Here is a 23,792-nt window from a genome sequence, read left to right as displayed (position 1 = left end):
GTTCACACAATCGCGGCTGACCGCCTCCGTATGAAACACTGCTGCATGCGGGAGCGTCGTCGTCCTGCGCCGGTCATCCCTGATGCGCCGTTGCGGCCGCAGGTGCCACCATGAGTCGGCCCTTGGCCCTGCCATGCGCCACCGCAGCTGAGCGCTGGCAGCACGGTGCGCATCCCAGCCGGCCACTTGACGCTTTGCGGCAGCCGGCAGTCACCGCGCTTGGCAGAGACCAGCGGCAGCCATCCCGCTGCGCCGTCTGGCCGTCAGCGCAACGGCAACTGTCGCCTTACGCCTGCGCCATGGCCTCGTCGGCATCCAGCGCGACATGCGGCTGCTGCGCACGATCGAACCGTTCGCGGGCGGCGCGGATGCCGGCATGGTTTTCGCCGGCCCAGTTGAGCAGTTGCGAGACCGGGCCGAGCAGGGCGACGCCAAGCTTGGACAGTGCGTATTCCACGCTGGGCGGCTTGGTGGCGTAGACCTTGCGGGTGATCATGCCGTTGCGCTCGAGGTTGCGCAGGGTCTGGGTCAGCATCCGCTTGGAGATGTCCGGCACGGCGCGCTGGATGGCGCTGAAGCGGGACGGACCGGGGATCAGCGTCAACAGGATCAGCAAGGTCCACTTGTCGCCGATCTGATCGAGCACATCGCGCACGGGGCACTTGGTGGCATCGAAGGGGCCTTCCAGGGAGGGCGGCGGTGGGAACAAGGCAATCGCATTCACTGGGGTATCTCACAGTAACCAGGGGGAGTAAAACTGCCTCCTTGCGAAGGACCGGGCGGTCCTGACAATAGGCTCGCTGACCACAAGGTCTAGATACTAGACCAAACCTCTTCTCTAAACCTATTGGAGCACAACATGGCACATGCCTCCCCCCTGATTCTTGTCACCGGCGCCAGCGGGCAGCTGGGCGCGCTGGTCGTCGACGCACTGCTGAACCATGTGCCTGCCAGCCGCATCGTAGCAACGGCCCGCGATACTGCGTCACTCGCCGAGTTCGCAAAACGCGACATCACGGTGCGTCAGGCTGACTACGCCGACCCGCACAGCCTGGACCTGGCGTTTGCGGGCGTCGGCCGGGTGTTGCTGGTGTCGTCCAACGCGGTGGGCGCGCGCGTGGAGCAGCATCGCAATGTGATCGACGCGGCCAAGCGTGCGGGCGTGGAGCTGCTCGCCTACACCAGCGTCCTGCATGCCGATACCAGCACGCTGTCGCTGGCCGACGAGCATGTGGTCACCGAGGGGTTGCTGCGCGAGAGCGGCGTGCCGCATGTGCTGCTGCGCAACGGCTGGTACACCGAGAACTACACCGGCTCGATCGCGGCCGAAGTGGCGCACGGCGGGGCGATGGGCAGTGCAGGCGAGGGCAAGATCAGCGCTGCCACACGTGCCGACTATGCAGCGGCCGCAGCCGCGGTGCTGGCCTCGGATGCACCGCAGGCCGGGCAGGTCTATGAGCTGGCCGGCGATACCGCCTTCACGATGGCCGAGTACGCAGCAGAGGTCTCTCGGCAGGCAGGCAAGCCGGTTGCTTACCATGACCTGCCCGAAGCCGACTATGCCGCAGCGCTGGTGCAGGTGGGCGTGCCTGCCGGGTTTGCGCAGGTGCTGGCGCAGTGCTCGGCGTCCTCGCGCGGCGGCAGCCTGTTCGACGACAGCCACACCCTGAGCCGCTTGATCGGCCGCCCCACCACGCCATTGCGCGACGCCGTGGCGGCAGCGCTGGCAGCACAGCCGGCAGGGTGAGCCAGGGCCGGCCGCAAGACGCAGCGATGCGTTGAACGGCCGGCGGCGAAGACATCCAACGCCATGCCCGTCGGGTATGGCGTTTTTTTTTTGGCCAGTGCCTGTGCGATGCGGGTGACGCACTCGGTGGGACTGGTTGGGCACGGCGGTCGTGCCGACCGGGCATGGCGTCGCTTTGCAGTTGCCGCCCGCTGCGGGCTGGGCGGCCGTGCCACATAGGCATCAGGGCTGACAGCCTGGCCCGGGCTCCCGCCGTCGCGGGTCCCCACCCCCTTCTCGGCATGGCTGGCGTCGCCAGACTGACATCTACCGGACACGCGGTTGACACAGTCGCCGGTCGGTTGCCGACCCGGATGTCACCAAAATGACATCAAACCTAAATATAACTGCACCCCATCGCTGCTACGGCAGCAGTGCGGAGCGCCATGACGGTGCCCGGCGCCTGGCCGCACGCGCCCCCTGCGAGGGCGCCCTGACTGGCCACGCCACCGCCGCCCAGTTTCCCTTGCCGAGCCGTGTCCATGAAAAAACGCAATCTCGCCACCGTCCTGTGCGCCCTCAGCGCGACCGCCAGCGGCAGCACGCTGGCTGCCGAGCTGGAGTTGTACGTCGACCGCAAGACCAAGCAGATCTTCGCCGAGCCGGCGCCCGGGCGTGACAAGCTGGGCACCTTTGTGCAGGTGGACGAAAACGGCAAGCTACCGGCCTCGGCGATGCCTGCCGCGCCGGCGCAGGCCCTGCCACCGGCACCTGGCGCAACCGTGCCCGCCGATACCGCCATCGCGCAGGCCTCCCCTGCACCGGCGCCTGCCGCCGCACCGGCCAAGGCGGCCGATGCCGGCAAGAAGTGGTACGACAAGCTGAGCCTGCGTGGCTACACCCAGATCCGCTACAACCAGGGGATTGGCGGCGATGCGCAGGACTTGCGTGCGCCGGGCGATCGCTTCATCGGCAACGACCAGAGCCTGGGCATCCGGCGTGCGCGCCTGGTGCTGAGCGGCGATCTCAACGAGCACGTGTCGCTGTATTTCCAGCCGGATTTTGCGAGCACGCCGACCGGTTCCACCACCTCCAACTTCGCGCAGCTGCGCGATGCGTACGCCGACATCTTCTTCGACAAGAAGCGCGAGTACCGCGTGCGTGTGGGGCAGTCGAAGATGCCTTACGGCTGGGAAAACCTGCAGTCCAGCCAGAACCGCCTCACCCTGGATCGCGCCGATGCGCTCAACTCGGGCCTGCGCGACGAGCGCGATATCGGTGCGGTGTTCTATTACAGCCCCACCGTGGCCAAGGCCCGCTTCCAGGACCTGGTCAAATCCGGCTTGAAGGGCTCGGGCGATTACGGTGTCTTGGGCGCGGGCGTGTACAACGGTCAGGGCGCCAACCGCGCCGAGCGTAACGACGGCATGCATGCGGTGGTGCATGCCACCTACCCGTTCAAGTTCGCCAATGGCCAGTACCTGGAAGTGGGCGCCGATGCGTACAGCGGGCGCTTCGTGCCGACCGCTGCGGCGGTGAACATCGGCGGCCGCAGTTTCACCCCGGCCATCACCGACCCCAATGGCTATACCGACCAGCGCGTAGCCGCGCACGTCATTTACTACCCGCAGCCATTCGGCCTGCAGGCCGAGTGGACAGTGGGCCGCGGCCCGGAGCTGGATGTGGCGCAGCGCCGTATCCGTACCCGCTCGCTGAGCGGCGGTTATGTGCAGGCGATGTTCAAGCACGACTTCAATTACGGCACCCTGCTGCCCTACCTGAAATGGCAGACCTACCGCGGCGGCTCCAAGTTCGATACCAATGCGCCGCGCATGCGTCTGGACGAAGTGGAAGCCGGCGTCGAGTGGCAGCCGATGGATGCGCTGGAGCTGGTGTTTGCGTATTCGAAGATGAAGCGCACCGATGTCACCACTGCGCCGTATCCGGTGGTAGAAGGCGATCTGCTGCGGTTGCAGTTGCAGGTCAACTACTGAGGCAGTTCACGCGGCCTGCGCCGCACGCTCCAGATCAACGTTGGGCATGCTGCAACGCTGCCGTGCCGCAACGCAAACGCCCCGCTCCCTGCGGGGCGTTTGCGTTGCGGCGCATGGTGATGCCGATGCGGTGGTGTCACTTGCTGCATGCAGATTGCGTAGATCGCACGCGCCTCAGTCGGCGGTGCCTGGCATCGTGTGCCGGCGTGCCGCTTCGGCACCCCTCCGGCGCCTTCGCAACCGGCTCTGCCACACCGCTTGTCAAAGCGGCCGCGACTGCCTTTTCATCCCTGACGCTCTTCCCGGCTCGCCCTCGCCCTGCGCTCCTGTGTCCATTGCCTGGCCGCCGCGCGTGCACGCTCCCTGGCCGGAACCGCGTCACCGGTGCCTGTGGCATGCTCGCACGCATCGCTGGTCGTGGCGGTCGGCAACGCTCCTGTGCCAACGGTCGATGGCACGGCCTTTTGATTCTTCATTCAGGCCGATCCGCTTCGCGGTGCGGCCCTGCTCGGGCCTCGGACTCCACGGCAGGCAGCATGGCGACCACCAAGACACTCGCAACGTTCGACGACATCCTGTCCATTGCAAAACCGGAGCCGCGCCTGGTTTGCGAGTCGTTGCGCCGCACGATCGTTTCGCTGCACAGCGAGGTTGTCGAGCTTGCATGGCCAAAACTCAAAATCATCAGCTTCGGCATTGGCCCCAGGAAGATGACCGAGCACTATGCCTACATCTCGGTCCACGACGCCTACGTCAACCTGGGCTTCTATCATGGCACCTCGCTTGCGGATCCGCACGGCATCATGCAAGGGACCGGCAAGACACTACGCCATGTCAAGGTTCGAGATGTTTCGACGAGCAGCAGTGCACCCGTCATCGAGCTACTGCAGTTGGCGATCGCCGATCGCAAGCGGCATGCACATCGCGCCTGACCAGCCGCATGGGCGGACGGGCGCGAATCGGTGCGGCACGGCTGCGCGCGAACACGTGGCAACGATCGCCTCGCCAGGGCGTGAGGTTCGCAATTCATCCCCGCCAACCGCGGGGCTAAGCACGCATTCAAGCCGGCGTCGCCTCGCGCGCAGGCTGACGTCCGACGGTCGGCGATACACAGGCATCTGAGAGGTGAAACCATGAGCAAGGTATTCGTCAGTATCGGCCTGAGCCTTGATGGCTACATGGCGCCGGAGGGCATGACCATGGACGACCCCGAGTACAATAACTGGGGAGCCAAATGGGGTGCGATGATGGGTTGGCTGATCACATCGCAGTCCTTTCGCCAGAACGTCCTCAAGCTTGCATCGGGCGGTACGACCGGCCCGGTCAACGACATGGTCCGCAGCACCTTCGCACGCATCGGCGCCAACATCATGGGCAAGCGAATGTTCGACCAAGGCGAGGTTGCGTGGCCAGAGGAGGCCCCGTTTCACACACCGGTCTACGTACTGACCCACGAGAAACGCGAGCCCTGGGTGCGCCCCGGCGGAACGACCTTCCACTTCATCAACGACGGGCCGGAACGTGCGCTGGAACTGGCTCGCGAATCGGCAGGCAGCCGTGATGTCCGTATTGCCGGTGGCGCGGCTGTGATCCAGCAGTATCTGACCCTGGGCGTTGTCGACGAGCTGGAGATTGCGTTGGCACCGGTCCTCTTCGGCGGCGGACGACGTCTGTTCGAACACCTTGGCGAGCCCGGGACACAATTGCGTATCGACAAGGTTTTTGACGGGCCTGCGGCCACACACCTACGCTATGTGCGGCAGTGAGCTGAGGCATGCTCATCCATCAGGCGGGACGCCACCACGCGTCTGTTGCCAACCATTCGACCTGGAGAACGTTCATGGGGTGCTGGGGCATCGGTTCTTTTGAAAACGACACGGCTGCAGACTGGGTCTGTGACCTCACCGCGGCTGGCGACTTGTCGCTCGTTCGCGAGGCAGTTGCAGCAGTGCTTGCTGCCGACAGCGCTGTGGATGCGACCGATGCAACGACTGCGTTGGCTGCCATCGAGGTGATCGTTGCAGCCTTGGGACGCCCGACAGCGCAGGCGCTGGATGAGCCGGATGTCGTGGAATGGATCGCAAGGGTGAAGCCGCTCCCTGACGCCCGGCTGGCCAGCGACGCTGCGCAGGCGATCGATCGCATTCTTGGACCAACCTCGGAGTTGCGCGAGCTGTGGGAGGACACCGATGCCTTCGACGACTGGCAAGCGGACGTGCGTGGTTTGCGGTCCCGGCTGCAGGCCTGACGCTTCATGCGATCCGAGGCCGCCTCGCAGCGCGGCGGCGGCGCCAGACGCTCTTGATGCGGCGGCGGCCACCTTCCAGGATCCCTCCCGGCTGTTGCATCTGCCGGGAGGGCATTGGCGGCCCATCCGGACCGCTGGGTCAACCTGGGCGTTGCCGCGTCTGAGTACCTTGCTGACATCCGGGCGGTTAGGCCGGCGGTGTAGCCGGTCCCTGCCTGGTAGTTCCTTCCGGCCGAATTTACGTCGCGACTCGCCTGGCGCACCGGCTAGCCACGCAGGGAGCACAGATGCAAACGGGGTGGGCACCCTGCCCTGCCCGTTGTCGCTTCAACCCATGGCCGCATCGCTACCCCCGATGCTGCAGCAGCACGTAATCGCTGCCGCTACAACGTCACCACGACCTTGCCTTTGACGCGACCGGTGTCTACATGCGCCAGCGCTTCTTGCGCGCGCGCGAGCGGATACACCGTGTCGATCACCGGGCGCAATGCACCGCTGTCGAGCAGCGCTGCCAACGTCCGCAGCTGCGGACCATCGCCGCGCATGAAAAGAAACGTGTAGGACACCTGGCGCTGCCTGGCCTGCGCACGCACCTTGCGGCTGAGCAGGCGCATCACCAGCCTGAGCGGAAACGCCAGGCCCAGCTGCTGCGCGAATGCGGGGGTCGGCGGACCGGACAGCGAGATCAGGCTCCCGCCGGGCTTGAGCAGCTGCAGCGACTTGAGTAGCGTCGGCGTATCCAGGCTATGCAGCACCACGTCGTAATCGCGCACCAGCGCCTGGAAATCCTGCTGCGTGTAGTCGATCACCAGATCGGCACCCAACGACTTGACCAACTCCACATTGGCAGTGCTGGTGGTGGCGGCCACATACGCTCCCAGATGCTTGGCCAGCTGGATCGCGATGGTACCCACGCCGCCGGAGCCGGCATGGATCAACACCTTCTGCCCCGGCTTGAGCGCAGCCGATTCCACCAGTGCCTGCCAGGCGGTCAGGCCGACCAGCGGAAACGATGCGGCCTGCTCCATGCTCAGGCTGGCCGGTTTGGGTGCCACCACTGCCGCATCGATCGCCACGTACTCGGCCAGGGTACCGATGCGGCCCGGCTCGATCTTGGCGAACACCGCATCGCCGACCGCGATGTCGCGCACCGCGGTGCCGACCTGCGTCACCACGCCGGCCACATCGTTGCCCAGCACGAACGGCGTCTTGAACGGCAGCAGCATCTTGAATTCGCCATCGCGCACCTTGGCGTCCAGCGGGTTGAGACTTGCTGCGCTGACCTTGATCAACACATCGTTGGGGCGCAGCTGCGGCATCGGCATGTCGCCGATCCGCACCGGGCCATGTTTCTTGTACTGATCGACGATGACGGCTTTCATGCATGTCCCCCACGGGCGCGTGCGCCCATCTTGGCATCGGTGCGATCGATCCTGCGCATCATGCGCGCGCTCCGGCAGCGGACGCGCCGCTGGCGCGGGCCGGCGATGCGACCTGATCCAGCTTGAGTTCCTTGCGCAGCGCCTTGCCGAGCATGCGGTTGGGCAGCAGGCGACGCAGCAGGCTCAGCTGCCTGGCCACCTTGCCGGCGGTGTAGCGCGCCTTCGGTTGCGGATCCTGTGCTGCCTTCACCACGACCTCGGCCACCACACTCGGCGCATCGGCCTTGCGCATCACGTCAGCGACGTGCGCGGCCAGATGCGTACGCAGGTCACGGTAGATCTCCAGTGGCGCGTCCGGCTGCAGCGAATTGGCATCGAACGGCGTCCTGGTATACGCCGGCTCGATCACCGAGACCCGGATACCCCAATCGCGCAGTTCGTGATCGAGCGATTCGCTATAGCCCTCGACCGCATGCTTGCTGGCCACATACAGCGCCGTGTACGGAATCGGCACCAGCCCCAGCACCGAACCGATGTTGAGGATGCGCCCACCGCCTTGCTTGCGCATCTGGCCGATCACCGCATTGCTCATGCGCACGGTGCCGAAGAAGTTGGTGTCGAACACCGACTGTGCCTGCGCGATGGAGCTTTCCTCCGCGGCGGCGGGCGCGACGCTGAAGCCGGCATTGTTGACCAACAGGTCCAGACGGCCTTCCTTGCGCAGCAGGGTGTCGATGGCAGCGGCCACCGACGCGTCGCTGGTGACATCCAGCGACAGCATCTGCACGCCGGGCGTCGTGGAGCGGCCGCCGCGGCGGCTGGTGCCATAGACGGTATAGCCGGCCTGGGCCAGGTGGGCGGCGGTGGCTTCACCGATGCCGGAGGAGGCTCCGGTCACGAGCGCGATCTTGCGGTTCATAGGTGGCTGTTCTCAGGTGATGTGTGGAAGCAAGCCATGCAGGCGCTGCCGTCGCACGGGTGGTGGTGGAAAGCCGCGGCTGCGGCGGATGGCTGTCTGTACGTCTAAAATATTACGAACATCATATTTTTGACCAAGGACGAACGCGGGTGCATTGCTCAGGCTGCGTCGAAGTGTTCGAGTGCCGCCTTGCGCATCGCCGCCGCTAACGCGGGGTCGTCGACGGCACGCGCCAGCATCAAGGTGCCGGCCATGGCGCACACCGTCACCAGTGCCCGCGCATGCGCCTGCGGCGTTCCCCAGTCCGGCGACTGGCGGGCAGCCAGATCGACCATCTCCTTGATGCGACGGGTTGCCGCCTGGCGTACTGCCGGTGCCTGCCGGTGCATTTCCGAGCCCAGCGCGGCGATCGGACAGCCGGATTCGACGTTGCCGACGTGCCCATCGGAGAGATACGCCCGCATCAGCGCCTGCGCCGCCTGCTCCGGCGGCGCGGCGGCCGCGATCTGCGCGGAGATGGCAACCGTCTGCGCCCCGGCATGGTCGGCAGCCTCGGCCAGCAGCGCCTCGCGCGATGCGAAGTGCGCATAGAAGCCGCCGTGGGTCAGCCCGGCCTCTTTCATGATGTCGGCCACGCCGGTGCCGTCGTAGCCGGTGCGCCGGATCGCGCGCGCAGCGACTTCGACGATGCGTGCATGGCTGTCGGCCTTGCGGCCTGACGCTGCCCGGGGCCGTGACGAGGTCTTTTTCATGATGGTCATCATACATAAGATCGGTCGCGATGGAAGCTGCACCGGCTGCTGTCCGACGAGCGGTAGGAGGCGGGCTCGGGCCATCGCCTGCCTTCAGGAGCCAGAGGCACCCAGGCAGCACACAAGGCAATGGCAGTCGCACGTTTCCGTGAGGCGATGGCCTGGCCGAGCCCGGGTTTGCCGGCCAACCGCATGAGGAAGTCGGGCTTGCGGGCATGCAGTGGAGCCGGCGGCGCTGGCGCCTGCGACCGCTGTTGCGCATTGGCGAACCACTGGAATGCATGGTGCCGGAATCTGTCACCACCGACTCCTACACTGGGCGCCCCATCCGAGGAATGTCCTGGTGACCCTCTTCACCCGCTCCCGCATCAACGCCCCTGCAATCACGCCAGTGCTCGCCGCGCACGCACAGGCACCGATGCCATCGCGTCCAGCCACGTTTGCGTTCTCCAGCGCGGCCTGGCCTGTCGTTGGTCGCCGCACCGGGCCTGCCGCCCATGCCGGCGTTCCAGCCGACCGACCAGGCGTGCATCTCGCCCGCCAGGTCGCCCCTGCACGTTGCGCCGCCATCGGAGCACCGCGCCGATGAAGCGTCTTCAATACAACCGATATGGCGGCCAGGACGTCATGCAGCTGGCCGACGTCGCTCTTGCTGCGCCTGCAAAGGGCCAGGTCGCGGTGAAGGTGAAGTACGCCGCGGTCAATCCGGTCGACTGGAAGATGCGCAACGGCGTCATGAAGATCGTGACCGGTCGGCAGTTTCCGCGTGCGATGGGCATGGATTTCTCGGGCGTGGTGCTTGCGGTGGGCGAAGGCGTCGCCCGCTTCAAGCCAGGCGATGCGGTGTTCGGTCTGGCGCGTTTCAAGCAATGTGGCGCACTGGCCGAGGCGGTGATCACCACCGAAGAGAATCTGGTCAGGAAACCCGACAGCGTCTCCTACGAAAACGCCGCGTGCCTGGGCACGCCCGGAGTCACCGCGTGGAATGGCCTGGTCGACAAGGCTGCGCTGAAGAAAGGCCAGCATGTGTTCGTCAACGGCTGTGCCGGCGCGGTGGGCGAAGCGGCTGTGCAGTTGGCGCAGCTGCTGGGAGCGACGGTGTCCGGGAGTTGCAGCGCTGGATCGATGGAGCGGGCCAGATCGCTGGGCCTGCAACAGGTCTACGATTACAGGGTGACCCGACCAGAGGACATCCGTGAGCGCTTCGACGTCATCTTCGACACCTCCGCCGTCATGAAGGCAGCTGCGGGATTGGCGCTGCTGCGCGACAAGCGCGGCAGCTTGCTGGATCTGGAACCGGACCTGGGAAAGTTCGTCCGCGCCGTGGTGGACCGCCGCTTCAAGCTGGTGTTCTGCAAGCCCTCCGCCGCCATCCTGGCCCACCTCGCCAATGCGGCGGACGCCGGAACCTTCGGTTTGCCGATCGGGGAGATCGTTCCGCTGGAAGGGGCCATCGGCTTGATGAACGCACTTGAATCCGGCCAGAAGCGCCCGGGCAAGGGCCTGGTCAGAATGGACTGACATGTCGCGTAGCCAACGCCTGTTCGATCTATTGCAAGTCTTGCGTCGACATCGGGGAACGGTGTCCGGAAGCACGCTTGCGCAAGAGCTTGGCGTTTCGCTGCGCACGATCCGGCGCGATATCGCGACCCTGCAGGCGATGGGTGCCGATGTCGAGGGAGAGGCAGGCGTGGGATACATCCTGCGACCGGGCTTTGTGCTCCCGCCCCTGGCCTTTACCGAGGAAGAGCTCCGCGCGCTGGTCACCGGCGCGCAGTGGGTCAGCCGCCAGGCCGACGAGGCGATGACCCACGCGGTGCACAATGCGCTGGCAAAAATCGACGGAGTGATCTCGCAAGAGATGCGCCTGGCGCTGGACGACAGTGCGCTGTATATCAGCCGGGGACAGCGGCCAGAATCCATCGTCGACCTTGGCAAGATCCGCAAGGCGCTGCATGCGCAGCGCAAGCTGCGCATCGGCTATACGAGCAAGACCGGTGTGGTGTCCGAGCGCACGATCTGGCCGATCATGCTGGGTCTGGTCGAGGCACGGTGGAAGATCGCCGCATGGTGCGAGGCATGCGGCGATTTCCGCATCTTCCGCACAGAAGCCATCGACAGGATCGAGTATCTGCAGGAGCACTATCAGCGCAATCGCCGCCAGCTGGTGAAGCAATGGCGGGCCAGCGAACGTCATCCCTGCAAACAGGGCGATTGCTGAGGGCTCGAACGTCGGCGCCCCCACCGACCGCTATCGCAGCCAAGACGTCGCTGGTGGCGTTTTGCACGATGCAACCACCACCAGCGACGTTGCCCAACAAACTAGCGGTTATTCATCCGCTCGAACAAGGCTTCACCCAAGCGACGGGTGTCGGCCGAGATCCCGATCAGCACCTCGTCCTGGCCGGCTTCAAGCTGGGCGATCGCCTCCTGGGCGAACTGCTCGGCGGACATCATGTTGCGCGTGGCGGTGCCTGCACTGCGCGTACCGCCCCCCAGACCGGTATCGACGATGGGCGGCGCGATCTCGATCACGCGGACAGTACTGTCCTTCAGCTGGTGACGCAGACTCAGGGTGAAGGAGTGCAGCGCCGCCTTGCTGGCACAGTAGACCGGTACATCGGCCATCGGCGAGAACGCCAGCCCCGAGGTGATGTTGATGATGGCCGCATGCTGTTGCTGCTGCAGCAACGGCAGCAGCTCGGCAATCAGATGGATCGGCGCGGTCAGGTTGATGGCGATTTCCTGGTCGAGATCGGCCACAGCATCGGTGCCGGTGAAATCGCGATGCCGCTGCACACCGGCGTTGTTGATGAGCACGTTGCAGTTCGGATGGTGTACGCGCAGCCAGTGCACCAGTGCATGGCGACTTGCCGTGTCTGCGATATCGCAGACCTGGGTGATCAGCGCTGGCAGCGTGTCCTTGGCCTGGCGTAACGCAGCGGCGCTGCGCCCACAGATGATGACGGTGTTGCCCTGCTCCACCAGCGCGCGTGCGAGCGCAAGGCCGATGCCGGTGGCACCGCCGGTGATCAAGAGGGTGTTTGAGGTGAGATTCATGCGCAATATCCTTCCAGGGTCAGTGGAGGCGCGCCGATGATGGGTCGTGAGAGATCACCGGGCACACCTCGTTCCGGCAAGGCCGGTCTCGGTGTCGCGGATACCCTCGGCGGGAGAGCTGGCCACCCTGATCGGATGGATGACCGGGCTACCATCCGGCCTGCACTCTTTCGACCCCGCAACTGTAGCCAAGCCATGCAACGCAGGCAATTGGGCAGGGCGCAGTGACGAACGGGGGTTCAGCATCGGCACGGTGTCGGCTGCGCTCACCTAGCGCGATCGGCTGGCCGGCGATGGCGCCACGGGACACGAGCATCAGACCGACAGCGCGGGCGTGCACGCGCCGGGAATGACCAGGTGGTTCGCCACCGATGCGCCGCGTGTGCGCCTGGACGCGATGCAAGCCGCTGCCGCATGGCACCCGATACCGGCGGGAACGGGTGTTCGCATCCTCGAAGATGAAACGCCGTGACGTCCCGGCTGCGCCGCCTGCAGTGGTCGAAGACGACCTGCTGCGCTTGCAGTTGCAGAGCAATGATTGCGTCATCGAAGCCTGATTGATCGGGACACACCTGCCGGGCCATCGCACGGCGTATGTGTCTGGGCAGACTGGCATGCACCCCGTTCGCACGCGGCCGCATCGGTTCGCGCCGCACGCAGTTACCCCGCCTGGTGACACCGCATGCTGCGGCAATGGCCGATTGCCGCACGTGTAGACCACGCATGCGCCTGGCCGCGCGTCCCGAGGTGTTGTATGCGCATCAAAGCCACGCTCGATCGACTGCCTGGCGGCATGATGCTGGTCCCCCTGTTACTGGGTGCGCTATGCCACACGCTGTGGCCGACCGCCGGAACCACCTTGGGAAGCTTCAGCAACGGCTTGATCAGCGGCACCATCCCGATTCTGGCGGTGTGGTTCTTTTGCATGGGTGCGACCATCCAGCTACGTGCCACCGGTCAGGTCCTGCGCAAGTCCGGCACGCTGGTGCTGACCAAGATCGGCGTGGCATGGCTGGTGGCGGTGCTGTGTCAATCGCTGCTGCCACCCGGCGGCCTGCCCAGCGGCCCGCTGGCAGGATTGTCGGCGCTGGCGTTGGTGGCTGCCATGGACATGACCAACGGCGGCCTGTATGCCTCGCTGATGCAGCACTACGGCAGCCGCGAAGAAGCCGGCGCAGTGGTACTGATGTCGCTGGAATCCGGCCCCCTGGTGACCATGCTGATCCTGGGCGCCAGCGGTGTCGCCTCGTTCGAGCCGCGCCTGTTCCTCGGCGCCGTGCTGCCGTTGCTGGCGGGACTTGCGCTTGGGAATCTCGACGCGGAGCTACGGGTGTTCTTTGCGCATGCCACGCACACGCTGGTGCCGTTCTTCGGCTTCGCACTCGGCAACACGCTGGACCTGACCACGATCGCCATCACCGGCGTGCATGGCGTGCTGCTGGGCATGGCGGTGGTAGTCATCACCGGTGTACCGCTGATGCTGGCCGATCGCCTGATCGGCGGCGGCAATGGCATCGCAGGCCTGGCCGCCTCCAGCACTGCGGGTGCGGCGGTGGCCACACCGGCATTGATCGCAGCGATGGCGCCGCAGTTCGCAGCGGCCGCACCGGCCGCCACCGCGTTGGTGGCCAGCGCGGTGATCGTCACCTCGTTGCTGGTGCCGCTGCTCACCGCCTGCTATTGGCGCATGCTCAAACGTCGTGCGGCGGAGGCGGCCTCATCGGGCTGAGGGCCCTGCGGAGCACGCCGTCCCACTCCTGCGGCCGGCGATCCACGCAAGCACCCACGCACTACCGCGCCTGCAGTTCTGCACGAATGATCGCTGCGCCTGCACTCAGGGCCGTGAGTTTGCCTCTTGCGATGTGTCGGGCCAGAGGCGCCATCCCGCAGTTGGTGGACGGGTAGAGCTTGTCGGCATCGACAAAACGCAGCGCCTTGCGCAGCGTATCGGCCACCTCTTGCGGTGTTTCGATCGCAGTGCTTGCCACGTCGATGGCTCCGACCATCACCTTCTTGCCGCGTACCAGTTCGATCAGGTCGATCGGCACGTGCGAGTTGTGACACTCCAGCGAGACGATGTCGATCGTGGATGCCTGCAGCTTGGGGAACGACTCTTCGTACTGACGCCACTCCGACCCCAGGGTCTGCTTCCAGTCGGTATTGGCCTTGATGCCGTAGCCATAGCAGATATGGACGGCGGTCTCGCACTTGAGCCCTTCGACCGCCCGTTCGAGGGCGGCAACACCCCAGTCGTTGACCTCGTCGAAGAAGACATTGAAGGCCGGCTCATCGAACTGGATGATATCCACGCCGGCCGCTTCGAGCTCCCTGGCTTCCTGATTGAGGATCGTGGCAAATTCCCATGCCAGCTTTTCGCGGCTTTTATAGTGCGCATCGAACAGGGTATCGATCATCGTCATGGGACCGGGCAGCGCCCATTTGATCGGCTGCCGGGTTTGCTGGCGCAAGAACCTTGCATCGTCGACGAAGACAGGCTTGGGGCGGCTCACCGCGCCAACGACGGTCGGCACGCTGGCATCGTAGCGATTGCGAATCCTGACCGTCTCACGCTTTTCGAAATCCACGCCGCTGAGGTGTTCGATGAAGGTGGTGACGAAATGCTGGCGGGTCTGTTCGCCGTCGCTGACGATATCGATGCCGGCGTGCTGCTGTTCCTGCAGCGACAGGCGCAATGCATCCTGCTTGCCTTCGAGCAGTTCCTCGTCCTGCAGCTTCCAGGGAGACCAGAGTTTCTCCGGCTGCGCGAGCCAGGAGGGCTTGGGCAGGCTACCGGCGGTGGAGGTGGGGAGCAGCTTGTTCATGATGGGCGATGTCTTGGGTGCTGGTTGATCAGAGCGCGTGGCGGGAGGCCCACTGCGCGAGAAGATGTCCGTAGGGCCTGATGAAGTGCTCTTCGGTGAATTTCCCCTGTGTCACCGCGAGCTGACTGCGCTCTTGCCGGTCGTAGACGACCTGGGTCGCCGAATAATCCTGATGGGTCAGGCTTGGCTGGTAGATCGCCCCTGCCGCGGAATTGGCGTTGTAGATTTCCGGCCGGTAGATCTTCTGGAAGGTCTCCATGGTGCTGATGGTGCCGATCAGCTCAAGATTGCTGTAATCGCCGAGCAGGTCGCCGAAAAAGTAAAAAGCCAACGGGGCGACACTGTTGGGAGGCATGAAATAGCGCACCTGCAGGCCCATCTTCTCGAAGTACCGATCCGTCAACGAAAATGCGTCTTGCCTGTATTCGATGCCCAGGATGGGATGCCGGTTTCCCGTTCGGTGATAGACCCTGCTGCTGGAGACGCTGATGCAGATGACAGGCGGCTTGGCGAAACGCGCGCTATACGCCTCCGAGTTCACGAAATGCTTGAACAACTGTCCATGCAGGCTGCCGAAATCGTCCGGGATGCCGAATGCGGACCTGTCCTGGTTGTGGGCGGGCAGCAGGACGCTGAAATCGTAGTCGCGGACGTAGGAGGAAAAGTTGTTGCCTGCGATGCCATCGATGCGCGCGCCGGTCGTTGCGTCGAGGATGTTGGTCTTCAGGATCTCGATCAACGGAAATTCATCGCCCCGTGCGCTGCCGTCAACCGTCATCTGCACCGAGATGATGTCCAGTTCCACCGCGTAGCGGTCGCGCTTGGGGTTATCCCAATGCGCCAGGTCGTTGAAGCGGTTGTTGATCATCGCAAGCGTGTTGCGCAAGTTTTCCTGGCGACGCTCACCCCTGGCGAGGTTGGCAAAGTTCGTGGTGTTGCGCGTATTGCCCGCGGGACGATAGTCCTCGTCGAAGCGGAGGCTCTTGATGCCGAAGGTGAATTCCTGAGTCATTGCGACCTGACGCCTTGTTTCCGGGTTGAGACGGGCGGGCTTGCCTGCACGGGCAGCGATGCCCGCCGGAGGGAAGCCGGGAATCCGGACCGGCAGGCGCTCGCCTGCTGATCCGGTGGCCGGCAAAGGGCTGGTCGGCCCGCCGGCACGCCTGGGGCCGACCAGCCCTCAGGCTGCGGCTACGTTCTTTTCCGCAGCGATGGCGTTTGCCTGCCGCGTCAATGCGATCAGCGGTAGTGCGCGCTGGACCGCCAGCCTGGCGCGCTCGGCCAGTGCCTCGTTGTGCACGCGGTAGTCCAGGAAGTCGCGGTCGGTGGCGTAGACGCCGAGCGGCAACGTGCGCGCCTGGAAGAAGCTGAAAAGTGGCCGCAACTGGTGATCGATCACCAGCGCATGACGTTCACTGCCGCCGGTTGCCGCCAACAGGATGGGCGTGTCGATCAAGGCATCCTGATGAATGAAGTCGAAGAAATGCTTGAACAAGCCGGTAAAGGAGCCGCGATAGACCGGCGTGGTCACCACCACCACGTCAGCCTGCTCCACGGCAGTGAGTTCCTGCTCCACCGTTGCCGGCAGCTGCGCGCGCCAGAGCGCACCGGCGAACTGCGGTGCCAGCGCCCCGAGTTCGATCAGATGCGGCTGGCACGGCACTGCGTCGGCGATCAAGGCCAGCAGATGCTCGGCCAGGGCGACGGCCTTGGAGGGACGTTGCAGCCCGCCGGAGACGGCGACGACGCGGAGCGGGTGTGGCACGGTGACAGTCATGCGGGGCGACCTGGAACGACGAGCCCCGATGCTAGGGCTCGCGTTCGATGAAGTAAAATGGTGTTATTTCAACAATCCATGAATTCGGATCATCTGAATGCTTGAGCGCATCCATCTCACCATCGTCCAGCAGGTCGAGCAGCAAGGCTCGCTGACCGCCGCCGCAGGCGTGCTGAACCTGACCCAGTCGGCGCTGAGCCACAGCATGAAAAAGCTGGAGCAACAGCTGGGCACCGACGTGTGGCTGCGCGAGGGACGCAACCTGCGCCTGACCCAGGCGGGCCAGTATTTGCTGGCGGTCGCCAACCGGGTGCTGCCGCAACTGGATCTTGCCGAAGAGCGCCTGGGCCAGTTCGCGCAGGGCGAACGCGGTGCGCTGCGCATCGGCATGGAATGCCATCCCTGCTACCAGTGGCTGCTCAAGCTGGTGGCGCCCTATCTGGCCACCTGGCCGGATGTGGATGTGGACGTCAAGCAGAAGTTCCAGTTCGGCGGTATCGGCGCGCTGTTCGGCTACGAGATCGATCTGCTGGTCACGCCCGACCCGCTGTACAAGCCCGGGCTGCGGTTCGAGCCGGTGTTCGACTACGAGCAGGTGCTGGTCGTGGCCCGGAGCCACACACTGGCGTCGGCTGCCTACGTCAAGCCCCAGCAACTGACGCGGGAAGTGCTCATCAGCTATCCGGTGGACCTCGAGCGCCTGGACATCTACAGCCAGTTCCTGCTGCCGGCCGGTGTCACGCCCAGGCGCCACAAGGCCATCGAAACCACCGACATCATGATGCAGATGGTGGCCAGTGGCCGCGGCGTGGCCGCCATGCCGCGCTGGCTGGTGGAGGAATACGCCGCCAGGATGGAGGTGGTACCGGTGCGGCTGGGCGCGCGCGGCATCCCCAAGCAGATCTTCCTGGGCGCACGCGAGGCGGATATCGCCATCGACTACCTGCGCGCCTTCATCGAACTGGCCCGCCAGCCTGCCAATGGCATCGCCACGACATCCGGAGCCCACTGATGGATACCACCGCAACCCGCACGCCACTCCCACTGCCTGCCGGCCACGACAAGGTGTTGCTGCATTCCTGCTGCGCGCCGTGCTCCGGCGAGGTGATGGAAGCCATGCTGGCGTCCGGCGTCGACTACACCATCTTCTTCTACAACCCCAACATTCATCCGCGCAAGGAGTACGAGCTGCGCAAGGACGAGAACATCCGCTTTGCCGAGCAGTGCGGCGTGCCCTTCGTCGATGCCGACTATGATCGGGACAACTGGTTCGAGCGGGCCCGCGGGATGGAGAACGAACCCGAACGCGGCGTGCGTTGCACCATGTGCTTTGACATGCGCTTTGAACGCACCGCGCTGTATGCGCATGAGCACGGCTTTCCGGTGATCACCAGCTCCCTGGGCATCTCGCGTTGGAAGAACATGCAGCAGATCAACGACTGCGGCGTGCGCGCTGCGGAGAAGTATCCCGGCTTGATGTACTGGGACTACAACTGGCGCAAGGGCGGCGGTTCCTCGCGCATGGTCGAGATCAGCAAGCGCGAGAACTTCTACCAGCAGGAATACTGCGGCTGCGTCTATTCGCTGCGCGACACCAATCGGCACCGCGTGGAAAGCGGGCGCCATCGCATACAACTGGGCGTGAAATTCTACGGCGATGCGCAACAGGACGATTGACGGCCCGCAGGTCATGACGCCGCCGGGGTTTCAGCGTGCTCCCTGGCGTCCTTTCCGCCCGATCAGGGCTGACGCAGCGGCGCAGCCAATCACCACGACAGGACGGCAACACCCTTGATCGACCCGGACACGCCCAGCCTCGCCGACACCATCACCGAGGCTTATTCGCTGGAGATCAGCGCAAAGGACCTTGCCGGGCTGGCGACAGCGGCGCCTCGGATCATGCGTGGCTCGACCATTGCCATCCCCTACCTGCCCAACCAGGACGACGACGCGCGGCTGGCCGCGGCACGGATGGTGCGCGCGCTCGGCTTCCAGCCGATGCCGCACCTGTCCGCGCGCCGCATCGCCTCGCGCGAGCAGCTGCACGCGTTCGTCAGGCGCGCCGCCCAGGAAGCCGGCGTCGAGCGCTGCCTGGTGATCGCGGGCGATCCGCCTGCTCCGCTCGGGCCGTTTGCGGACAGCTTGTCGCTGATCGATACCGGGATCTTCGAGGACTCCGGCATCCGGACCATCGCCGTGGCGGGGCATCCGGAAGGCCATCCGACCATGAGTACAAGCGAGCGATTGGAGGTACTGGACCGCAAGTGTCGCAGCATCGCCGAGCGCGGCATGGCGCCGCTGATCGTGACCCAATTCGCGTTCGATGCCGACATCGTGCTGGCGTGGCTGGAAGCGCTGCGCGCGCGTGGCATTGCGCATCCCGTGCGTGTGGGCGTTCCCGGTCCTGCGGGCGTCGCGGTGCTCGCACGCTATGCCGCCAGCTGCGGTGTCGGCGCATGCGCATCGATGCTGTCCAAATACGGCATCTCGTTCGGCAAGCTGTTGGGTACTGCAGGGCCGGATCGTTTTGTTGAACGGCTGGCCACTGGCCTGACTGATGCGCACGGCGAGGTCCGCATGCACTTCTATCCCTTCGGCGGCATCGCACAGACTGTCGCGTGGGTGGAGCAGTACCGCTCCCGCTCCGCGCACGTTTAGGCGGGCTGAGGCACGCCGAATTCGGCGCTGTATAGCGACCGCAGACCTGTGAGTTGGAGCAAGCAATGCGTCGTGGACCTCGACATGTCCACGACCTCGATCACAGTCTGTACTTTCTATTCCTGGCAGTTTGTTTGCCGCGCGTGAGGTGCTGCAGCGCACAGCAGACCTGTCACAAGCGCGCGGTATAACCATCGGCGAATCGCGGCGAGGGGGCGCTGCATCCGATGCCGTTGCCATGCGCGGCGGCATCGCTTCTGCAACGTTCAAGGAGAGATGTCGCCATGCCGAAGCCGTCGCTGTTGTCCTTGCTGTGCACCCTGTCGCTGGTCTCCACGCCGCTTGCCGCGGCCGAGCTGCAACCCAAACAACTGGCTGGCCCACCGGAGGAGTTCGCGCAGATGCGCGCACCCGATCCGGCCGAGTCGGCGATCCTGTCCAAGAGCGCCTTGCTGCCGGTGGAGTTGACGCCGGCCGGCAAGTCCGCACGCTGGCAAGGCACCTTGCCGGTGGAAAACGGCCATCTGCGTTTCATGGTGCTGGCCGGCGACCAGCCGTGGGAGGCGGCGGTGACTGCACCACGCGTTGCCGGCGCACGTGCCGCTGCGGTTGCACCGCAACTGCAGGCACAACGCACACTGCTGGGCAGCGCCGAGAGCGGCACCAGCGGCATGCGTTACGCGGTGGAGTCCGCGCAGAACGGCAACTGGGCGCTGACGCTGCAATCGGCGGCGCCGGTGGCGCAACGCGGGTATGTGCTGATGGAAGGCGATGCGCGCACGCAGCTGGCCTCGTACCCGCGCCATCGTCGGCAGCAGGTCGGCCAGTCGCTGACGCTCAACGCGTTGCTCAGCGGCAACGATGCAGCCGGCGCGAGCTTGCTGGCCGCGCAGGCGGGTCAGATCGAGACAGCGAGCCTGCGTGTGATCGACCCGCAAGGCGGCATCCGCACGCTGCCGATGGCCGATGACGGACAGCATGACGATGGCGCTGCCGGCGATGGCGTGTATGGCGGCACGTTCCAACCGACAGCCGAAGGTACCTGGATTGCACAGGTGATCGTGCGCGGTCGCGACCAGGCCGGGCAGCCGTTCGTGCGTACCAGCGAGCATGTGTTGCCGGTGCTGGATACCTCCCTGCGTCTGCTCGGCAACGCGCTCAGCGCACGCGCTGCCGACGGCACCCGGCTCAGCATTGCCTTGCCGGTCGCCGCGCGCGGCAAGGCACCATCGCACTACCGCGTGTTTGGCCAGGTCTGGGGCACCGATGCCAAGGGCAAGGACGTGCCGGTGGCGTGGATCGGCGGCATGCTGACGCCGCAGCAGGGCCAGCTGCCGCTGAGCCTGGACGAACGCTGGATCGCGCGTGCCGGTGCGCGTGCGCCGTTCACGCTGCGCGGGCTGCGCATCGAAGACCCGGATCACTACATTCCGCTGGTACAGGCCGGCGCGCTGCCATTGCAGGTGCCCGCATTGCGACGTGCCAGCATCGCGCGCTCCAGCGCGGCGATCGACGAAAGCATGTGCATGGGGCCGCGCCCATCAACGCTGGCCACCGCGATGGCACAGCCGCAGGCAGCAGGCTCGCAACTGGTGCTGGTGCACGGCTATTGCTCCAACGGCGTGTGGCCGCAGGCGCAGTTCACCAATGCCTCGACATTCCTTGATGCCAAGCAAAACCGCAGCAACGATCAGTTTGCGCAACGCATCGCACAGTTCGCCAGCCAGTGGTCCTCGTTCTCCACGGTGGCGCACAGCCAGGGCGGCATGGCCGCGCTGCATCTGTATGCGTACTACTGGAGCGGCCTGGATAACGCCAGCGGCGGGCGCGTGATGCAGTCGGTGGGTACGCCATACCAGGGCACCAATCTGTCCGGTGTGCTGGCTGCGGTGGGCTCGTGGTTCGGGGTGGGCTGCGGCACCAACACCGACCTCACCTACGACGGCGCCAAGGCCTGGCTGGCCGGCATTCCCGCCGACGCACGCGCCAAGGTCAACTACTACACCACCTCGTTCGCCAAGACCAACTGGTACACCAACGACTACTGCAACGCCGCCTCGGACCTGGTCCTGAACGACCCGGAAGACGGCACCGTGGAGCAGGTCAATGCGCAGCTGCCAGGCGGCGTGAATCGCGGCCACACCACCGGCCAATGCCACACCACCGGCATGCGCGACCCGGCGCAATACCTGGACGCCAACCGCAACGCGGTGATGAACGCCAACGCGGCGAGGTGATGCTCAAAAAGACATGAGCGCACCTGGTGGTCGGCGCGTAGGCGCCGACCACCTGCGGTATCTCAAAATTTGGTGATCCTAAGATTGACGCCTAGTGACCGCTTGCTCTCAGATCCGCCAGTGATTTTAGAAACCACGGCCGCTACTTTCCCACCCTGATCCAGGTGTCTTGCTATTTCAGGTGCAAGGTCTGCGGGGAGATAGCCGATCTGCACGGATGCGGAAAAGAAAATCAGCACCCGTGCGGTAATGAAGACAGCGACGGCATTCGCGTCGTAAGGGTTTGCAGGCTCCCGGTTAAGCACGACAGGCATACCAATCCGACAGAATTTCGCGATATAGGCTTGTCGGGATATTCCATTTGCATTGGAGACCGAGACGCCAACAACCTTGGCATGAAACGTGCCCATGAAAGTTTCCAACTAGTCTTGGATGACTCAAGCAAGGGCCAGGCGCAGGGGTTATGCAGCGGCACTGGGCGTAGTACATCGATCAAGCATTGGATGCGTGCGCCAGTTTTCGCCCAGGTCGCCTTCTCCGTGCACCCTTTTTCGTAATCCTGTTTAGCGAAACACCACAGTGCGGTGCCCGTTGAGCACGATGCGATGTTCGACATGGCGGCGTACCGCGCGCGCCAGCACCAGCGACTCGGTGTCGCTGCCCAGGCGCACCAGGTCGCGCGGGGTCATGGCGTGGTCCACACGGGCGACGTCCTGTTCGATGATGGGGCCTTCGTCCAGGTCTTCGGTGACGTAATGTGCGGTGGCGCCGATGATCTTGACACCGCGCGCGTGCGCCTGGTGGTACGGCTGCGCACCCTTGAAGCTGGGCAGGAAGCTGTGATGGATATTGATCGCGCGCCCGGCCAGCGCGCGACACAGGCCTGGCGAGAGGATCTGCATATAGCGCGCCAGCACCACCAGATCGATGTGCAGGTCATCGACCAGGGCAAGCAGCTGCGCTTCCTGTTCGGCGCGCGTGTCTGCGCTCACAGGCAGATGATGGAAGTCGATGCCGTAGGACGCGGCCAGCGGTGCGAAATCGGCGTGGTTGGAGACCACTGCAGCGATATCCACCGGCAGTTGCCGGCTATGGGTGCGAAACAGCAGGTCGTTGAGACAGTGGCCCTGCTTGCTCACCAGCACCAGCAGCCGCGCGCGGCGACGCGCGTCGTGCAACTGCCATTCCATCTGGAACGCGCCTGCCAACACCGAAAACTGCTGCTCCAGGCTGGCGATATCGGTTGACGGCGGTTTTTCGAAATGCACGCGCAGGAAGAAGCGGCCGCTTTCGTCGTCGCCGAATTGCTGGGCATCGAGGATGTTGCAATCAAGATCGAACAACAGGCCGGTGACGCGGTACACGATACCGGTGCGGTCGGGGCAGGACAGCGTGAGAATGTAGTCGGAGCGCATCGGCGCAATGATAGCCAATGCATGGCACCGCAGGCGCAGTGCTTGCGTCGGTAACTTTTACAGTGCGACGCGGCGCAACGGACAAGGCCGACGCACCGCAGAGAAGCGCAACGACACTTGACCCGCCGTGCTGCGGATCAGCCGATCAGCGCATGGCGGGCGTTGCGCTGGTGGCGTACGGCGCCAAAGGCGATACGCATGCCACTGCCGATGCGGATCAGCGCGGCGGCAGGCGCAGCATCAGCCGGCGATTGATCTCGTCCAGTTGCGCCATCGAGGTCTCCACCGAGGTCTCCATCGCTTCCTGGGTGGTGATGTGCGCACGCAGATGCGCGGGGTCGGAGAGTTCGCCGCGTACCAGGAATACGTTCTCGCCCACCTCGCCGACGTGCCGGCTGAGCACCACGTAATCCACCTGATCGAAGCCGTGCTGCTTGGCCAGCGGCAGCAGGCGCGCGGCCATGCGGACGCTGGCCTCGTCGGTGGGTTTGTCCAGCTCGGCATCGAGCACGCCCACCGCTTCGCGGATCTGTGCAAACAGATAGTGGTCCGGGTGCTCCGGATGGTCCGGACCCACCGGACCCTGGTTGACGACCGGTTCGGCAGTCATCGTGCGCCACCGGCGCAGAGTGGTGCGCGGGGTGTGCGCTCGGTCGAACCGAGCGTGATATGCAGGTGTCGCATCGCATCCTCCCTGGAGCGGCGGCTGTAACGAGCCGGCATTTTAGAAGGTCCGCTGCATGTTCGGGTGAGCAAGAGGCATCGCATGTCGCTTTCGAGGAAAGCGCGCAACGCACCCGCA

Annotated in this window: 23 protein-coding genes; 12 read left to right on the top strand and 11 right to left on the bottom strand. The window is 65.0% G+C overall.

The genetic code is table 11. The features are described from left to right. Nucleotides 1–286: 286 nt before the first annotated feature. The gene (locus Y887_RS03125) at nt 287–724 is read right to left on the bottom strand and encodes a winged helix-turn-helix transcriptional regulator (protein ID WP_046962958.1); all 438 of its coding nucleotides are present in this window, start codon (nt 722–724) and stop codon (nt 287–289) included. A 135-nt stretch (nt 725–859) separates the two neighbouring features. On the opposite strand from Y887_RS03125, the gene Y887_RS03120 reads away from it, so the two are divergent. From Y887_RS03120 to Y887_RS03100, 5 genes are all read left to right on the top strand, one after another. Continuing rightward, nucleotides 860–1,747: an SDR family oxidoreductase gene (locus Y887_RS03120; RefSeq protein WP_046962957.1), complete on the top strand. Its 888-nt coding sequence runs from the start codon at nt 860–862 to the stop codon at nt 1,745–1,747. Nucleotides 1,748–2,268: 521 nt separating this feature from the next. Continuing rightward, nucleotides 2,269–3,720 (top strand): OprO/OprP family phosphate-selective porin, encoded by a 1,452-nt coding sequence (locus Y887_RS03115; protein ID WP_046962956.1) that lies wholly within the window; start codon nt 2,269–2,271, stop codon nt 3,718–3,720. 536 nt (nt 3,721–4,256) lie between these two features. Continuing rightward, nucleotides 4,257–4,652 carry a hypothetical protein gene (locus tag Y887_RS18220; RefSeq protein ID WP_052764926.1) on the top strand — a complete coding sequence of 132 codons (396 nt, stop codon included), beginning with the start codon at nt 4,257–4,259 and terminating at the stop codon, nt 4,650–4,652. A 201-nt stretch (nt 4,653–4,853) separates the two neighbouring features. Beyond that, nucleotides 4,854–5,486 (top strand): dihydrofolate reductase family protein, encoded by a 633-nt coding sequence (locus Y887_RS03105; protein ID WP_046962955.1) that lies wholly within the window; start codon nt 4,854–4,856, stop codon nt 5,484–5,486. A gap of 8 nt (nt 5,487–5,494) precedes the next feature. Then, nucleotides 5,495–5,968, top strand: coding sequence for a DUF4259 domain-containing protein (locus tag Y887_RS03100; protein WP_084725911.1), 474 nt, complete (start codon nt 5,495–5,497; stop codon nt 5,966–5,968). A gap of 383 nt (nt 5,969–6,351) precedes the next feature. Here Y887_RS03100 and Y887_RS03095 read toward each other — a convergent pair whose 3' ends face one another. From Y887_RS03095 to Y887_RS03085, 3 genes are all read right to left on the bottom strand, one after another. Then, nucleotides 6,352–7,350, bottom strand: a complete 999-nt coding sequence (locus Y887_RS03095) for an NADP-dependent oxidoreductase (protein ID WP_046962953.1) — start codon at nt 7,348–7,350, stop codon at nt 6,352–6,354. Nucleotides 7,351–7,408: 58 nt separating this feature from the next. Further along, entirely contained in the window at nt 7,409–8,248 is an 840-nt protein-coding gene (locus Y887_RS03090) for an oxidoreductase (RefSeq protein ID WP_245879403.1), read from the bottom strand. Between the two features lie 179 nt (nt 8,249–8,427). Beyond that, complete coding sequence (locus Y887_RS03085; RefSeq protein WP_248827412.1) at nt 8,428–9,021, bottom strand: TetR/AcrR family transcriptional regulator; 594 nt, start codon at nt 9,019–9,021, stop codon at nt 8,428–8,430. Nucleotides 9,022–9,606: 585 nt separating this feature from the next. On the opposite strand from Y887_RS03085, the gene Y887_RS03080 reads away from it, so the two are divergent. Together Y887_RS03080 and Y887_RS03075 are read left to right on the top strand one after the other, a co-directional pair. Then, entirely contained in the window at nt 9,607–10,542 is a 936-nt protein-coding gene (locus Y887_RS03080) for an NAD(P)-dependent alcohol dehydrogenase (RefSeq protein ID WP_046962950.1), read from the top strand. Continuing rightward, nucleotides 10,493–11,242, top strand: coding sequence for a helix-turn-helix transcriptional regulator (locus tag Y887_RS03075; protein ID WP_211256969.1), 750 nt, complete (start codon nt 10,493–10,495; stop codon nt 11,240–11,242). Before Y887_RS03080 ends, Y887_RS03075 begins: the two co-directional genes overlap by 50 nt. A 101-nt stretch (nt 11,243–11,343) precedes the next feature. Here the strand turns inward: Y887_RS03075 and Y887_RS03070 are convergent, their stop codons facing one another. Then, on the bottom strand, nt 11,344–12,081 hold the full coding sequence (locus Y887_RS03070) for an SDR family oxidoreductase (protein ID WP_046962948.1): 738 nt from the start codon (nt 12,079–12,081) through the stop codon (nt 11,344–11,346). Between the two features lie 754 nt (nt 12,082–12,835). Between Y887_RS03070 and kdgT the strand changes: the two genes are divergently transcribed. Continuing rightward, on the top strand, nt 12,836–13,810 hold the full coding sequence (kdgT, locus tag Y887_RS03065) for a 2-keto-3-deoxygluconate transporter (protein ID WP_046962947.1): 975 nt from the start codon (nt 12,836–12,838) through the stop codon (nt 13,808–13,810). Nucleotides 13,811–13,871: 61 nt separating this feature from the next. Here the strand turns inward: kdgT and Y887_RS03060 are convergent, their stop codons facing one another. The 3 genes from Y887_RS03060 to msuE all read right to left on the bottom strand — a co-directional run bounded on the left by Y887_RS03060 (nt 13,872) and on the right by msuE (nt 16,680). Next, nucleotides 13,872–14,903 carry a methionine synthase gene (locus Y887_RS03060; protein WP_046962946.1) on the bottom strand — a complete coding sequence of 344 codons (1,032 nt, stop codon included), beginning with the start codon at nt 14,901–14,903 and terminating at the stop codon, nt 13,872–13,874. Nucleotides 14,904–14,931: 28 nt separating this feature from the next. Next, nucleotides 14,932–15,915, bottom strand: coding sequence for a DUF1852 domain-containing protein (locus tag Y887_RS03055; protein WP_046962945.1), 984 nt, complete (start codon nt 15,913–15,915; stop codon nt 14,932–14,934). A gap of 168 nt (nt 15,916–16,083) precedes the next feature. Next, on the bottom strand, nt 16,084–16,680 hold the full coding sequence (gene msuE, locus Y887_RS03050; protein WP_046962944.1) for an FMN reductase: 597 nt from the start codon (nt 16,678–16,680) through the stop codon (nt 16,084–16,086). A gap of 97 nt (nt 16,681–16,777) precedes the next feature. On the opposite strand from msuE, the gene Y887_RS03045 reads away from it, so the two are divergent. The 4 genes from Y887_RS03045 (at nt 16,778) to Y887_RS03030 (ending at nt 21,575) form a co-directional block, all read left to right on the top strand. Next, complete coding sequence (locus Y887_RS03045) at nt 16,778–17,692, top strand: LysR family transcriptional regulator (protein ID WP_046962943.1); 915 nt, start codon at nt 16,778–16,780, stop codon at nt 17,690–17,692. Continuing rightward, complete coding sequence (locus Y887_RS03040) at nt 17,692–18,357, top strand: epoxyqueuosine reductase QueH (RefSeq protein WP_046962942.1); 666 nt, start codon at nt 17,692–17,694, stop codon at nt 18,355–18,357. The genes Y887_RS03045 and Y887_RS03040 overlap by 1 nt, the downstream gene beginning before the upstream one ends. Before the next feature lie 114 nt (nt 18,358–18,471). Next, complete coding sequence (locus Y887_RS03035; RefSeq protein WP_046962941.1) at nt 18,472–19,338, top strand: methylenetetrahydrofolate reductase; 867 nt, start codon at nt 18,472–18,474, stop codon at nt 19,336–19,338. A gap of 284 nt (nt 19,339–19,622) precedes the next feature. Beyond that, entirely contained in the window at nt 19,623–21,575 is a 1,953-nt protein-coding gene (locus tag Y887_RS03030; protein ID WP_046962940.1) for a choice-of-anchor X domain-containing protein, read from the top strand. A 62-nt stretch (nt 21,576–21,637) separates the two neighbouring features. On the opposite strand, the gene Y887_RS18550 is transcribed toward Y887_RS03030, so the two are convergent. The 3 genes from Y887_RS18550 to Y887_RS03020 all read right to left on the bottom strand — a co-directional run bounded on the left by Y887_RS18550 (nt 21,638) and on the right by Y887_RS03020 (nt 23,600). Continuing rightward, nucleotides 21,638–21,985 (bottom strand): HIRAN domain-containing protein, encoded by a 348-nt coding sequence (locus Y887_RS18550; protein WP_084725910.1) that lies wholly within the window; start codon nt 21,983–21,985, stop codon nt 21,638–21,640. A 153-nt stretch (nt 21,986–22,138) separates the two neighbouring features. Next, a complete protein-coding gene (gene purU / locus Y887_RS03025) occupies nt 22,139–22,990 on the bottom strand; it encodes a formyltetrahydrofolate deformylase (RefSeq protein WP_046962939.1) in 852 nt (283 codons plus the stop codon). Nucleotides 22,991–23,207: 217 nt separating this feature from the next. Further along, on the bottom strand, nt 23,208–23,600 hold the full coding sequence (locus Y887_RS03020; protein WP_046962938.1) for an XVIPCD domain-containing protein: 393 nt from the start codon (nt 23,598–23,600) through the stop codon (nt 23,208–23,210). Nucleotides 23,601–23,792: the final 192 nt, after the last annotated feature.

This window comes from Xanthomonas pisi DSM 18956, from assembly GCF_001010415.1.
Lineage (GTDB): Bacteria > Pseudomonadota > Gammaproteobacteria > Xanthomonadales > Xanthomonadaceae > Xanthomonas > Xanthomonas pisi.
The sequence above is the reverse complement of the archived record's forward strand: the minus strand, read 5'-3'. Positions and strand labels throughout refer to the sequence as shown.

What these genes read in the sequence shown, in the direction of transcription:
- Y887_RS03060 (WP_046962946.1), bottom strand. Translation starts at nt 14,903, where the DNA reads ATGAACAAGCTGCTCCCCACCTCCACCGCCGGTAGCCTGCCCAAGCCC.
- Y887_RS03045 (WP_046962943.1), top strand. Translation starts at nt 16,778, where the DNA reads ATGCTTGAGCGCATCCATCTCACCATCGTCCAGCAGGTCGAGCAGCAA.
- Y887_RS03115 (WP_046962956.1), top strand. Translation starts at nt 2,269, where the DNA reads ATGAAAAAACGCAATCTCGCCACCGTCCTGTGCGCCCTCAGCGCGACC.
- Y887_RS03105 (WP_046962955.1), top strand. Translation starts at nt 4,854, where the DNA reads ATGAGCAAGGTATTCGTCAGTATCGGCCTGAGCCTTGATGGCTACATG.
- Y887_RS03040 (WP_046962942.1), top strand. Translation starts at nt 17,692, where the DNA reads ATGGATACCACCGCAACCCGCACGCCACTCCCACTGCCTGCCGGCCAC.
- Y887_RS03085 (WP_248827412.1), bottom strand. Translation starts at nt 9,021, where the DNA reads ATGAAAAAGACCTCGTCACGGCCCCGGGCAGCGTCAGGCCGCAAGGCC.
- purU (WP_046962939.1), bottom strand. Translation starts at nt 22,990, where the DNA reads ATGCGCTCCGACTACATTCTCACGCTGTCCTGCCCCGACCGCACCGGT.
- kdgT (WP_046962947.1), top strand. Translation starts at nt 12,836, where the DNA reads ATGCGCATCAAAGCCACGCTCGATCGACTGCCTGGCGGCATGATGCTG.
- Y887_RS03120 (WP_046962957.1), top strand. Translation starts at nt 860, where the DNA reads ATGGCACATGCCTCCCCCCTGATTCTTGTCACCGGCGCCAGCGGGCAG.
- Y887_RS03095 (WP_046962953.1), bottom strand. Translation starts at nt 7,350, where the DNA reads ATGAAAGCCGTCATCGTCGATCAGTACAAGAAACATGGCCCGGTGCGG.
- Y887_RS18220 (WP_052764926.1), top strand. Translation starts at nt 4,257, where the DNA reads ATGGCGACCACCAAGACACTCGCAACGTTCGACGACATCCTGTCCATT.
- Y887_RS03030 (WP_046962940.1), top strand. Translation starts at nt 19,623, where the DNA reads ATGCCGAAGCCGTCGCTGTTGTCCTTGCTGTGCACCCTGTCGCTGGTC.
- msuE (WP_046962944.1), bottom strand. Translation starts at nt 16,680, where the DNA reads ATGACTGTCACCGTGCCACACCCGCTCCGCGTCGTCGCCGTCTCCGGC.
- Y887_RS18550 (WP_084725910.1), bottom strand. Translation starts at nt 21,985, where the DNA reads ATGGGCACGTTTCATGCCAAGGTTGTTGGCGTCTCGGTCTCCAATGCA.
- Y887_RS03080 (WP_046962950.1), top strand. Translation starts at nt 9,607, where the DNA reads ATGAAGCGTCTTCAATACAACCGATATGGCGGCCAGGACGTCATGCAG.
- Y887_RS03020 (WP_046962938.1), bottom strand. Translation starts at nt 23,600, where the DNA reads ATGACTGCCGAACCGGTCGTCAACCAGGGTCCGGTGGGTCCGGACCAT.
- Y887_RS03055 (WP_046962945.1), bottom strand. Translation starts at nt 15,915, where the DNA reads ATGACTCAGGAATTCACCTTCGGCATCAAGAGCCTCCGCTTCGACGAG.
- Y887_RS03100 (WP_084725911.1), top strand. Translation starts at nt 5,495, where the DNA reads ATGCTCATCCATCAGGCGGGACGCCACCACGCGTCTGTTGCCAACCAT.
- Y887_RS03070 (WP_046962948.1), bottom strand. Translation starts at nt 12,081, where the DNA reads ATGAATCTCACCTCAAACACCCTCTTGATCACCGGCGGTGCCACCGGC.